Source organism: Tabrizicola oligotrophica (assembly GCF_011008935.1).
Taxonomy (GTDB): domain Bacteria; phylum Pseudomonadota; class Alphaproteobacteria; order Rhodobacterales; family Rhodobacteraceae; genus Tabrizicola_A; species Tabrizicola_A oligotrophica.
Genome location: NZ_JAAIVJ010000002.1, coordinates 327,760 through 339,671, shown reverse-complemented (window position 1 = coordinate 339,671; position 11,912 = coordinate 327,760). Strand labels below are relative to the sequence as shown.

General features: G+C 63.3%; 13 protein-coding genes. 6 read left to right on the top strand and 7 right to left on the bottom strand.

The genetic code is table 11. The features are described 5' to 3' along the window. Window positions 1–46 precede the first annotated feature (46 nt). The 4 genes from G4Z14_RS05720 to polA all read left to right on the top strand — a co-directional run bounded on the left by G4Z14_RS05720 (window position 47) and on the right by polA (window position 4,759). Window positions 47–646, top strand: coding sequence for a DUF1285 domain-containing protein (locus G4Z14_RS05720; RefSeq protein WP_164623824.1), 600 nt, complete (start codon window positions 47–49; stop codon window positions 644–646). After that, a complete protein-coding gene (locus G4Z14_RS05715; RefSeq protein ID WP_164623823.1) occupies window positions 647–1,423 on the top strand; it encodes a hydroxypyruvate isomerase family protein in 777 nt (258 codons plus the stop codon). It abuts the gene before it with no gap. Between the two features lie 133 nt (window positions 1,424–1,556). Beyond that, complete coding sequence (locus G4Z14_RS05710; RefSeq protein WP_164623822.1) at window positions 1,557–1,742, top strand: zinc-finger domain-containing protein; 186 nt, start codon at window positions 1,557–1,559, stop codon at window positions 1,740–1,742. 191 nt (window positions 1,743–1,933) lie between these two features. Then, a complete protein-coding gene (gene polA / locus G4Z14_RS05705) occupies window positions 1,934–4,759 on the top strand; it encodes a DNA polymerase I (RefSeq protein WP_164623821.1) in 2,826 nt (941 codons plus the stop codon). A gap of 60 nt (window positions 4,760–4,819) precedes the next feature. On the opposite strand, the gene G4Z14_RS05700 is transcribed toward polA, so the two are convergent. The 3 genes from G4Z14_RS05700 to G4Z14_RS05690 all read right to left on the bottom strand — a co-directional run bounded on the left by G4Z14_RS05700 (window position 4,820) and on the right by G4Z14_RS05690 (window position 7,310). Beyond that, window positions 4,820–5,281: a DUF1203 domain-containing protein gene (locus tag G4Z14_RS05700; RefSeq protein WP_164623820.1), complete on the bottom strand. Its 462-nt coding sequence runs from the start codon at window positions 5,279–5,281 to the stop codon at window positions 4,820–4,822. Window positions 5,282–5,359: 78 nt separating this feature from the next. Continuing rightward, a complete protein-coding gene (locus G4Z14_RS05695) occupies window positions 5,360–5,728 on the bottom strand; it encodes an HIT domain-containing protein (RefSeq protein ID WP_164623819.1) in 369 nt (122 codons plus the stop codon). Window positions 5,729–5,732: 4 nt separating this feature from the next. After that, window positions 5,733–7,310, bottom strand: coding sequence for a DUF5928 domain-containing protein (locus G4Z14_RS05690; protein WP_164623818.1), 1,578 nt, complete (start codon window positions 7,308–7,310; stop codon window positions 5,733–5,735). 139 nt (window positions 7,311–7,449) lie between these two features. On the opposite strand from G4Z14_RS05690, the gene G4Z14_RS05685 reads away from it, so the two are divergent. Continuing rightward, the gene (locus tag G4Z14_RS05685; protein WP_164623817.1) at window positions 7,450–8,268 is read left to right on the top strand and encodes a sulfotransferase family protein; all 819 of its coding nucleotides are present in this window, start codon (window positions 7,450–7,452) and stop codon (window positions 8,266–8,268) included. A gap of 209 nt (window positions 8,269–8,477) precedes the next feature. On the opposite strand, the gene G4Z14_RS05680 is transcribed toward G4Z14_RS05685, so the two are convergent. Then, a complete protein-coding gene (locus tag G4Z14_RS05680; protein ID WP_227751549.1) occupies window positions 8,478–9,473 on the bottom strand; it encodes an NAD(P)H-quinone oxidoreductase in 996 nt (331 codons plus the stop codon). A gap of 7 nt (window positions 9,474–9,480) precedes the next feature. Further along, window positions 9,481–10,167: a COQ9 family protein gene (locus tag G4Z14_RS05675; protein ID WP_164623816.1), complete on the bottom strand. Its 687-nt coding sequence runs from the start codon at window positions 10,165–10,167 to the stop codon at window positions 9,481–9,483. 107 nt (window positions 10,168–10,274) lie between these two features. Here G4Z14_RS05675 and rpsU point away from each other — a divergent pair, with 107 nt between their 5' ends. Beyond that, the gene (gene rpsU, locus G4Z14_RS05670; RefSeq protein ID WP_164623815.1) at window positions 10,275–10,481 is read left to right on the top strand and encodes a 30S ribosomal protein S21; all 207 of its coding nucleotides are present in this window, start codon (window positions 10,275–10,277) and stop codon (window positions 10,479–10,481) included. A 54-nt stretch (window positions 10,482–10,535) separates the two neighbouring features. On the opposite strand, the gene G4Z14_RS05665 is transcribed toward rpsU, so the two are convergent. Both G4Z14_RS05665 and G4Z14_RS05660 read right to left on the bottom strand, forming a co-directional pair. Continuing rightward, window positions 10,536–11,207, bottom strand: a complete 672-nt coding sequence (locus G4Z14_RS05665) for an aquaporin (protein WP_227751548.1) — start codon at window positions 11,205–11,207, stop codon at window positions 10,536–10,538. A 97-nt stretch (window positions 11,208–11,304) separates the two neighbouring features. After that, window positions 11,305–11,769: an Lrp/AsnC family transcriptional regulator gene (locus G4Z14_RS05660; protein ID WP_164623814.1), complete on the bottom strand. Its 465-nt coding sequence runs from the start codon at window positions 11,767–11,769 to the stop codon at window positions 11,305–11,307. Between the last annotated feature and the right edge of the window lie 143 nt (window positions 11,770–11,912).

The following is an 11,912-nucleotide window of genomic DNA, read 5'->3' as shown; positions in this document are numbered from 1 at the left end:
CAACAGTCTATATCTGCATATGACCGAAACTTGGGGCCCGGCACAAATGGCAAAAGCCGACGATGCACAAAAGATCGTGAAACCTTCGGCGGATGGGCTGATGTCTGCTGTCACCGGGGCCTCGAAAAAGGGGCCGCCGCCGGTTCACCTGTGGAACCCCGAGTTCTGCGGCGACATCGACATGCGGATCGCACGGGACGGGACCTGGTTCTATCTGGGCACGCCGATCGGGCGGGCGCCGATGGTGAAACTGTTTTCCGGCATCCTGAAGCTGGAAGATGGCAAATATTTCCTTGTTACCCCCGTGGAAAAGGTCGGCATCGTGGTCGAGGACGCCCCGCTGCACGCCGTGGATTTCGACGCGGAAGGCACCGGGGCCGACCAGATCCTGACCTTTGTCACCAAGACCGAAGACAGCGTCGCCGCCGGGCCGGAGAATGCCATCAGGGTCGAGCGCGACCCGGAAACCGGCGAACCGTCGCCCTATGTCCACGTCCGCCGCGGGCTTTGGGCGCGCATCGACCGCAAGTCGTTCTACCGGCTGATCGAGCTTGGAAGCCATGAAACGGTTGACGGCACGGGCTGGTTTGGCCTCTGGTCCATGGGCCGATTCTTTCCGGTGATCCCTTCTCAGGACCTTGCCTGAATGCCCCGTTTTGCCGCCAATCTGACCATGCTCTTTACCGAGGTGCCGATGCTGGACCGGCCAGGTCTGGCCGCACAGGCGGGCTTTGACGGGGTGGAGGTGCTGTTTCCCTACGACCATTCCTCCAGCGATTGGCTGGCCGCCCTTGCCGGGTTGCCGCTGGCCCTGATCAACACGCCGCCGGGCGACTGGCTGGCCGGCGATCGCGGCTTTGCCGCAGTGCCGGGCGAGGAGTTGCGGTTTCGCGACAGCTTCCTGCGTGGGGCCGATCTTGCGGCGCGGCTGGGGGTGGACCGGCTGCACGTCATGGCGGGCGTGGCCAAGGGCGTCGAGGCCGAACAGGTCTTTGTCGAGAATCTGGGCTGGGCGGCTGCGCAGGCGCCCGACCAGCGGTTGGTGATCGAGCCGATCAACCCCGATGACATGCCGGGCTATTTCCTGAACGATTTTGATCAGGCAGCGCGCATTCTGGACGATCTGGGCTTGCCGCAGGTGCAGATCCAGTTCGACCTCTGGCACGCCGCACGGATCGAAGGTCAGGCCCAGGCGGTCTGGGATCGGCACAAGGCACGCGTCGGCCATATCCAGATCGCAGGCTTCCCGGCGCGCAACGAACCGGGCGGCGGCGGGTTTGACCTGACCGGGCTTTGCACCGAAGTCGATGCCATGGGCTATGACGGCTGGATCGCCGGCGAATACCGCCCGGCACGCGCCACCGTGCATGGGCTGGCCTGGTTGCAGGCGCTGAAGGCGCGGGCGGCGCTGATCGGGGCGTGACCCCTGCGACCAGCGCCTTGATGCTGCCGGACCCCGGCCTGAGACATTTTTGCCAGCACGAACGCCCTTGGGTGGCTTGTCCCCCGCTGGGCAGACCGGTTAGACTGGGGCAAACGGAAATGAAGGTCTTGTCATGTCGCTGAAAGCCCCGGAAACCCAGATTGTCACCAGCTGGAAAGTGGCCTGTGATGGCGGCGAGGGTGCCTTGGGCCATCCCCGCGTCTGGCTGAGCATCCCGGCGGATACCGGCTTTGTCGAATGCGGCTACTGCGACAAGCGGTTCGAGATCGACCGCGCCCACGCCCACGACGATCACTGAGCCTTTCCACGGCGGCTGGCCGCGATCGGGCGGGCCCTGCCGGGCCTTCCAGGATATCGCGCAGAGCAGGCCGTCCGTTGCCCGCGGAAACAGGATCATCCCGCCTCCCGGTCTTTTGGTCAGGGTAGCAGGCGCGCGCGGATCGTGTCATGAAACACCTGCTGCGAACGGGTCAGAAGTGGGGGAACGGCATGGCATTCGGCAAGGGCAATCACCTGCATCTGATCGACGGCTCGGCCTTCATCTTCCGCGCCTATCATGCGCTGCCGCCGCTCACGCGCAAGTCGGATGGCCTGCCGGTGGGGGCGGTGGCGGGGTTCTGCAACCTTCTCTGGGGCGAGTTGACCCATGCCCGCAAGGAGGCACCAACCCATATCGCGGTGATCTTCGATGCCGGGTCCAAGACTTTTCGCAATGAAATCTACCCTGCCTACAAGGCCAATCGCCCGGAATTGCCCGAGGATCTGCGCCCGCAGTTCGCCTTTACCCGGGCGGCCACGCGCGCCTTCAACGTGCCCTGCATCGAAGTCGAGGGCTATGAGGCCGACGACATCATCGCCACGCTTTCCCGCCGGGCGACCGAGGCCGGAGGGACGGTGACGATCATCTCGTCGGACAAGGACCTGATGCAGTTGGTTGGCGACGGCGTCGACATGCTGGACCCGATGAAGAACAAGCGGATCGGGCTGGACGAAGTGTTCGAGAAATTCGGCGTTGCCCCCAACCGGGTGGTGGATGTGCAATCCCTGGCGGGAGATTCGGTGGACAACGTGCCGGGCGCGCCGGGGATCGGGTTGAAAACCGCCGCCCTTCTCATTCAGGAATATGGCGATCTCGACACGCTGCTGGCGCGGGCTGGCGAGATCAAGCAGCCCAAGCGGCGCGAGGCTTTGGTCGAGAACGCCGAACAGATCCGCATCTCGCGCCGGCTGGTGCAACTTGAGGCCAACATGCCGCTTGAGGTGGCGCTGGACACGCTGGAGCTGAAAGACCCCGAGCCGGAGGTGGTAATGGGGTTCCTGAACGAAATGGAATTCCGCACCCTGACCAAGCGGGTGGCGGAACGGCTGAAGATCGAGGCCCCGACGCTGGAAGAGGCCAAGGGCATGCATGTGCAAGGCGCGCATGAGGCCGCGCCCGTGGCCGTTCAACTGCCCTTCGACCATGGCGCTTACGAATGCATCCGCGACATGGCGGCGCTGGAGCGCTGGATTGCCCGGATCGACGCCGTTGGTCATGTGGCGGTGGACACCGAAACCACCTCGCTTGATGAAATGCGGGCCGAGCTGGTGGGCATTTCGCTCTGCGTCGACGCTGGAAAGGCGGCCTATATCCCCTTGGGCCACAAGCAGGGCGGGGGCGATCTGTTCGGTTCGACCGCGCTGGTCGAAAGCCAGATCGAGCTGGAGGCAGCCTTGGCAGCCTTGAAACCGGTGCTGGAAGATCCTTCGGTTCTGAAGATCGGCCAGAACATGAAATATGACTGGAAGATCTTTGCCCGCCACGGGGTGCGGATTTCGCCTTTCGATGACACGATGCTGATGTCTTACGCCATGCATGCAGGCCTGAACGGGCATGGGATGGATGCGCTGTCAGAGCAGTATCTGGGCCATCCGCCGATCCCGATCAAATCGCTGCTGGGCTCGGGCAAATCGCAGATCACCTTTGACCGGGTGGCGATTGACGACGCGGTGAAATACGCCGCCGAGGATGCCGATGTCACGCTGCGGCTGTGGGAGTTGTTCAAGCCGCAGCTTCACCGGGCGCAGGTGACGACAGTCTATGAGACGCTGGAGCGCCCACTGGTGCCGGTGCTGGCCGAGATGGAGATGGCCGGGATCGAGGTGGACAAGGCGGTGCTGTCGCGGATGTCCAACGCCTTTGCCCAGAAACTGGCGCAATACGAGGATGAGATTCAGGAGATTGCCGGCGAGAAGTTCAACGTCGGCAGCCCCAAGCAGCTGGGCGAGGTGCTGTTCGACCGTATGGGCGTGCCGGGCGGCGAGAAGGGCAAGACCGGGGCCTATGCCACCGGGGCCGACATTCTGGAAGACATCACCACCCTCGAGGACAGCCAGCCGAAAGCGGCGCGGCTGGCCGCCAAGGTGCTGGACTGGCGGCAGATCTCCAAGCTGAAATCGACCTATACCGACGCGCTTCAAGAGGCGATCAACCCGGAAACCGGCCGCGTCCACACCAGCTATTCGATTGCCGGGGCGAACACCGGGCGGCTGGCCTCGACCGATCCGAACCTGCAGAACATCCCGGTGCGGACCGAGGAAGGCCGCCGCATCCGCGAAGCCTTTGTGGCGCCCAAGGGCAAGGTTCTGGTGTCGCTCGACTATTCCCAGATCGAACTGCGGATTCTGGCCCATGTCGCCGACATTCCGGCGCTGCAACAGGCGTTCAGGGACGGCATCGACATTCACGCCATGACGGCGAGCGAGATGTTCAACGTGCCGCTGGACCAGATGACCAGCGACATTCGCCGCAAGGCCAAGGCGATCAACTTCGGCGTGATCTACGGGATTTCCGGCTTTGGTCTGGCGCGCAACCTGCGCATCCCGCGTGCCGAGGCGCAGGGCTTCATCGACCGCTATTTCGAACGCTTCCCCGGCATCAAGGAATACATGGCCGAGACGGTGAAATTTGCGCAGGCGAACGGCTTTGTGCAGACGCTGTTCGGCCGCAAGATCCATACGCCCGAAATCAACGCCAAGGGGCCGGGCGCGGGTTTCGCCAAGCGGGCGGCGATCAACGCGCCGATTCAGGGCACGGCGGCCGACGTGATCCGCCGGGCGATGATCCGCATGCCTGCCGCCATCGCGGACCTGCCGGCGCGGATGCTGTTGCAGGTGCATGACGAACTCTTGTTCGAAGTCGAGGCCGGAGCCGAGCCGGCGCTGATTGCGGCTGCCAAGGCGACCATGGAGGGCGCCAACTTGCCCGCCGTCGACCTGAAAGTGCCGCTGACCGTCGAGGCCGGCACGGGCCGCAACTGGGCCGAGGCGCATTGACAGCGGGCGACGGGGCGAGACCACGGGCGCACACCTTTTGCGGCCATGGTCCCGGCACTTTCAGGCCTTGTCGATCCGGCACTGGAAGCAATTGTTGCGGGCCGAGCGCACATGCACATAGGCGACCCGCGCATCGGTGAACAGGTCGGCGGCGCGGGCGGTGATCTGGCCGGTCGGCGTCACCGCGCCAGTGCCGTAGACGATCCGGTCATCCGCACCATAGCCGCGGACGATATACTCTGGGCTGGCGAGAATCGCGGGCAGATCCGTGCCGCCGCCCGGCTCGCAAGGCGCGGCGCACAGGAAGATCGGCCCCAGTTCGGCATAGGGCTGCGGCGCGGGAAAGGGCCGGTGGGCAAGAACCAGCAGCCCCGCGCCTTCGGGAACCATCCGCAGGCAGTGCCGGCAGGGATTGCCGCCGCCCTGCGAGACATGGCGTTCAGGCGCCTGCCCGTTGGCGTCTGGCCCGCCCGCCTGATAGGCGCGGACGATTTCGGTCGGGATAGGCGTAAAACGGATCATGCTGGCCTCCGGTGTTTGCCCGATGATTGGCGCAAACACCCCTCGGAGACGACCCGGAACCTGCGGGTTCGCCGGGGCCTAGCGGATCACCAGCGGCCCCATGGTTCGCCCGCCCAGAATGTGCAGGTGGTAATGCGGCACCTCCTGCATCCCGTGCGCGCCGGTATTGGTGATGGCGCGGAAGCCGTCGCCCGGCGCCACCCCCACCAGCTCGCAGACCTTGGCGCAGGCGCGATGGAAATCGACGATCTCCTCGGCGCTGGCCTCGGCGGCGAAATGGTCGAAGGACACATAGGCCCCCTTCGGGATCACCAGCACATGCACCGGGGCATGCGGGCGGATGTCATGGAAGGCGAGCGTATGCGCTGTCTCCAGCACCGTCTTGTTCGGAATCTCGCCGCGCAGGATGCGGGCAAAGATGTTCTGCGGGTCGTAGGAATAGGCCATGGCGTCAGTCCACATAAAGGTATTCGGTGGCGGCAATCTCGCGCGCCTTCTCGACCGGGATATCAAGGAAATCCGCCAAAGCCACGGTGTTTTCGTCGACACTGCCGCTTTGCCGGATGCGGTGGAAATTCGGGAAGCCGGCATCGCGAATGCGGTCGCTTTCGAACTTCACGTCATAGCGGATGGTGGGCAACAGCCGGTCGATGGTTTCCTGTGGCGTCTGTTCGCCCGCCAGCCCGACCCGGGTGGCATGGCCGATGAGATAGTCATCAGTGAAATCGCATTCGATCTCCAGAAGCCGGACCTTGGCCTTGTCGTTGTAGAAATCCTGCATCAGATCGACGTTGGCCGGGTCGATGCAGAAGATCAGCTTGTCGGTCTGCCAGTAGTCAAACAGCATCCGCACCAAGGCCCGCCGGTGCCGCGTGCGCTTTTCGAGATTCGACTGGATGCCGCCCAGATCGGGCAAAGGCGTGGAGCCTTCGTTGAACAGATAATCCAGCGCCGGCAGGTTCGTCACCTTGCGCACCCGCTCGACCATGCGCTTGGCGACGTGCCATTTCTTGCACGTCACCATCATCAAGGTGCGCTCGCGCCCCAAGGACCCCTCGTTTTCCCAGAACCGCGGCGCGAAGCGACGGCCAATCCGGCCCCGCCCGGCAAGGAACTTGTACAGGCTCCGCCCCTCGTTCGAGATCGAGAAGCGGACATTTCGGGCGACATAAAGCTTGCCCAACCGGTCCTTCAGATCCTTGGCATCCGGGCTGATCTTGCGGGCGAAAAGATAATCCTGGCTCAGAAGCAGGTCGTAATGGTCGTTATAGAAGGTCACCGGTATGCCGTAATCGGTGAACATCAGGAAGGTCAGCGTCCGGGTGCGGATCTCATGCTCGGGCACCAGATGGCGCACAAGGGTTTGAAAGAACGTCTCGTCGGGGATCCAGGTGGTGCGGAAGAACCGCATCACATCCTTGCGGCGACGCACGAATTCCAGAATCCACTCCACCGTGCGGCGACGCAGACACCACCACTGGCTGCCGATCTGCATCTGGATGTCGGCCGGCACCTTGCGTTGCAGCCCAAGTTTCTTCTGCCAGGTCATCGACGCGTAAAACAGCGTCTTGTGCGTGCGCTCATTGAACCAGTGCCGGTAGATCAGCCGTTCATCCTTGATCCCGGTCTTGATCCAGTCCGAGTTGAAGAAATCGAAGCTTTCGATGTAATCGACCTCCTCGCGGTCAAGGAAGGCATGGGCGAACTCCGCCGTCTTGATCGGCATGCAGTCGCCCGAAAGCATGTAGAAATGCGTGGCGCGCGGAAAGGCCTCGACCGCGGCTTCCACGGCAAGAAGCGTCGCCTCGACAAGGCTCCACTCGCCCCAACCGCATTTGGCGCGGCGGGTCGTGAACGTTACCGACGGGTTCGTCGACAGGCTTTCGCGGATCCTGTCGAAATCGGCCTGCTTCGCCCGTCCGTCGAAATGGATCGAGACAAAATCCCCTGCCGCCGTCAGGCGACGCGCCTGGGCGATGATCCCTTCGGGATCCTTGTGACAAAGAAGGATGTAGGCGATTCTGGCCATTTCATAAGCATTTAGCGCACGGATCTGTCGTTGTTTCCTAAATAAATTCAATGACCGTTGAAATAACAGCGTTTCTTTGCTTTTTTGTGCCCTGTTGCAGCCGCCGGGACACTCCGGACAGCAAAAGGAGGTTTGCGCGTTGGGTTTTCCCGGAACCTGGATGACGGAAAGCGAAAGCGTGGTCTATCGCGTGGTGCCGAAATGCGCTTGCTCGACCATTGGCCAGATCATGTATTACTCGGACCATGGCGAATTCTTTGAGGGCGACATTCATGACGCCAGCGCCGGCCTGCACAAATGGGCGATGGAGGCGAGCCAGCCGAAGATCGAAAAGGCGGTCAAGGGACACAAGGTTCAGGCCTTCACCTGCGTCCGCAACCCCTATACCCGCATCCTGTCCTCCTTCTTCGACAAGATCTGCGGCATTCAACGGAACGGCAAACGCTATCGCGGCAATCTCGTCCCGCTCCTGATCCAGAAATACGGCATCGAGGTGGGGGGCGACGACGGCAAGCAGGAGTTCGACCAGATCGCCTCGTTCCGCCGTTTCCTCCTGTTCGCCCGCGACACCATCCGCTGGAAAAAGCCGATGGAGCCGGACATCCACTGGTCGGCGATGTCGGGCCATGTCTCGACCTTCATCGTCAACGGCGGGCGCTATGATCAGATCTTCTTCACCGAGAAATTCGATGAAGGCATGGGCGCGGTGCTGAAGAAGATCAAGACCCGGCACAAGGTTGACCTGAAGGCGATCCCGAAGTTCAACGAAAGCGAGGGCCACGGGCCGAAACGGGCGCATCCGGTCGAGGACTATTTCGACGACCTGTCGCGCCATCTGGTCTGGGAAATCTACAAGCGCGATTTCCAGCTGTTCAAATATGATTTCGACAATCCGGGCAACAAGATGCCGATTGGCGAGATTGACCTCGACGAGGTCCACGCCAAGCTCGGCGACTGATCTGGCAGCGCTTCGGGCAAGCATAGGGGGGCTGTCTGCCCCCCTCGGCGCAGAAGCGCCTCACCCCCCGAGGATATTTCACCCACGTTGAAGGCCTTCAATGTGGTCCAAGTATCCCCGCCGGAGGCTCCTGGAGCCAAGCGGGCCTTGCCCGCGCGGGCGAGTTTTGGGCTTGTTGCGGCTTTGGCTGCGCCAAGGCCGCAACCCCGTCAGATCCCTTCGACCTTGAGAAGGATCTTGCCGACGTGGCCCGAGCTTTCCAGCCGCCAATGCGCGGCCGGCGCCTGATCCAGCGGATATTCGCTGTCCACGACCACCTTGAAGGCGCCTTTGGCGATCAGCGGCCAGACATGCGCCTCGACCTGCGTGGCGATGCGGGCCTTGGCCTGGTCGGATTGCGGGCGCAGGGTGGAGCCGGTGATGGTCAGCCGCCGGGTCATCACCTCGGCGAAGTTCACTTCGACCTTGGGCCCTTGCAGGAAGGCGATCTGCACCAGCCGGCCGTCATCGGCCAAGGCCTTGATGTTCTTCGGCAGATAGCTGCCGCCGACCATGTCGAGGATCAGGTCGAAGCCACCAAGTTTCTTCGCCTCGGCCAGAAAATCCTCGTCCCGGTAGTTGAAACAGCGCTCTGCGCCCAACTCCTCGCAGGCCCGGCATTTCTTGTCGGTCCCGGCCGTGGCAAAGACCCGCGCCCCCATGGCGCGGGCGATCTGGATCGCTGTCGTGCCGATGCCGGAGGAGCCGCCATGCACCAAAAACCGCTCGCCCGCCTTGAGTTGCCCGCGCATCACCACATTGGACCAGACCGTGAAGCAGGTCTCTGGCAGGCCCGCGGCGTCGCGCAGGCTCATCCCGGCGGGGATCGGCAGGGCGTGGTGTTCGTGGCAGGCGGCATATTCGGCATAGCCGCCGCCGGGCAGCAGGGCACAGACCTTGTCGCCGATCTGCCAGCGCGTCACCCCCGGCCCCGTGGCCACCACCGTTCCCGACCCCTCAAGCCCCGGCAGAGGCGAGGCGCTGGGGGGTGGGGCATAAGACCCTGCGCGCTGCAGCGCGTCGGGTCGGTTCACCCCGGCATAGGCAAGGCGAACGATGATCTGGCCATGCGCCGGCATCGGCACCGGCACCGAGACCGGCTGCAACACGTCCGGGCCGCCCGGCTGGTGAATGGCCATGGCCAGCATCGAATCGGAAATCGTCATGGATCGTTCAGCCTTTCATCTTGCCGGGCAAGTCCGCCGCCCCTTTTGGTGCGGAAATCCTTTCCAGAACCTTCAGCGGCCCCTTCAGAAGCGCCTGAAGTCCCTGATTTTTCTGCATCCCGGCCTTCACCTTTTCGAATTGCATCACGTTTTCGATGCGTCGGTCAAGGAAGGCCCAGGTCGCCTCGTGACCGTCCGAGGTATCGCCGAGCCAGTAAAGCACCGTCGCGCCATAGACCGCCGAGAGGCTGGTGCGTTTGGAATACCAGTTCAGATCGCGCGAAGCGTCGCCAAGCGCCGTCAACATCGCATCCGCCGTGGCCCATATCAGCCCCGCGCCTTCGATCGCATGTTGTGGCAAGGCAAAAAGCGCCGAGCCGCGGCGGACGAGTTCCTTGTCGGAGCCCTCAAGCCGCAAGCGGATCGCCAACGCCACCTTGTCGCGAAAGCGCAGGGCGGTCAGATCACGCGCGGCCAAAGCCTCGACCATCGCTGCGTCGCCCTTCCGGTGATACGCCACCGCCAGATCGACACCGCCGCGCGGATAGAGCGCGTGGGCCAGCGCCGGGGTCACGCCCGAATCGGTGATGGCGGCCTCAAGGCTGATGTCGGACCAGCCGTCGAACGCGACATGCGGCACGGCGGCCTGCAAAACCTGTGCTTTTGCCCGCTCCATGCTGTTTTCACGCTCCATTCCGGCCTCCGTTCCCGCCCTGTGTAGACAAGCGCCCCGGGTTTTGCTATGCGCGCCCGGCCTGCACATCTTGTGCAACTCTAACTTAGGAAGGTGGTGACAACCACATGCAGGTCAGCGTCCGCGACAATAACGTCGAGCAAGCCCTCCGGGCCCTCAAGAAAAAGCTCCAGCGCGAAGGCGTGTTCCGCGAAATGAAGCTCAAGCAGCATTTCGAGAAGCCGTCCGTCAAGAAAGCCCGTGAGCAAGCCGAAGCCGTTCGCCGTTCGCGCAAACTCGCGCGGAAGAAGGCTCAACGCGAAGGCGGTCTCTAAGACGTTTCCGCGACACTGGGGCCACTCGGTTCCGCCGAAAGGCCCAAGGTCAGATCAACCCCCGTCCGCAAGGCCCGGGGGTTTTTCTTTGCCGAACAGCCAGTGGCCCAAGGCATAGCCCGCCAGCGCCCCGGCGACCTGCGCCAGCAGATAGGCCGGCAGGTCCTGTGGGCGCAGGCCGGCGGCACTGTCGGTCAGAGTGCGCGCAATGGTCATTGCCGGGTTGGCAAAGCCGGTGGAGGCCGTGAACCAGAACGCAGCCGCGATATAGGCACCCACCAGCGCCGGCACCGGGCCGCGCGCGGCGCTTCCGCCAAGGATGACGAAGATCAGCCCGGCGGTCGCGATGGCCTCGGACAGCCAGAGCGAGGGCAGATCGCGCGGCAGCGTCGAGAGGGTGAAGGCGGGCAGGTCGAACATCAGATGGGCGGTTGCGACGCCCGCCACCGCCCCCAGCACCTGCGCTGCGCCATAGGCAAGGGCCGCCGGCACTGCGATCTCGCGTCGCAGGCCGGCCATCAGCGTGACGGCAGGGTTCAGATGACCGCCCGAAACCGGGATCAAAAGCGTCAGCAGCACGACCAGCGCGCCCCCTGTCACCAGCGACGACACCAGCAAACCAGTCGCAGCACCCGCCGCCAGACGCTCGCCCATGAGCGTGCTGCCGGTGACCGCCGCCATCAGACCGGCAGTGCCCAATGCTTCGGCCACCAGTTTTCGCAGCATGCCTGCCCCCATCTGTCTCATGCCTCTGTTCTTTCAACGAAAGACGGCGCGCGCAAGCGGCGGAATGGCGCAATTACCTGCTTGCCGGAGTTGATAATCAGACTGCAAGCGCCGTGGTCTGCACGACGGTACGCAGCGCGAAGGAGGATTGCATCTGCCGAACACCGGGCAGGCGGGAAAGGTGCTGTCGGTGAATGCGGGCGAAATCCTCGGTGTCCTCGGCCATGATCTTGATGAGGTAATCCGCCGTCCCCGCCATCAGGTGGCACTCCAGAATGTCGGGCACACGGGCGACCTCGCGCTCAAAGGCATCGAGCAGGTCTTCGGCCTGGCTCTGCAAGGTGATCTCGACAAAGACCGTGGTGGGTTTGCCCATCTTGCGGGTGTTCAGCAGCGCCACATACTTGTCGATGAACCCGGCCTCCTCCAGTTGCTGCACCCGGCGGTGGCAGGCCGAGGGCGACAGGTTCACCCGCTCCGACAATTCGGCGTTGGTGATCCGACCATCCTTTTGCAACACCGATAGAATGCGCCGATCGGTTGCGTCAAGAACAAGGCTCATGGTGGAATCTTTCGCTGAAGCTGTGGATTTGGAGGAAATCTATCACGCTTGCGCCCTGACGCCAGAAAAGTTTCAAAACACTTGCAACGATTCAGGCGCAAGCTTGCCCCACAGGGGCGGCCCAGAGAGGACCGCCCATCAGG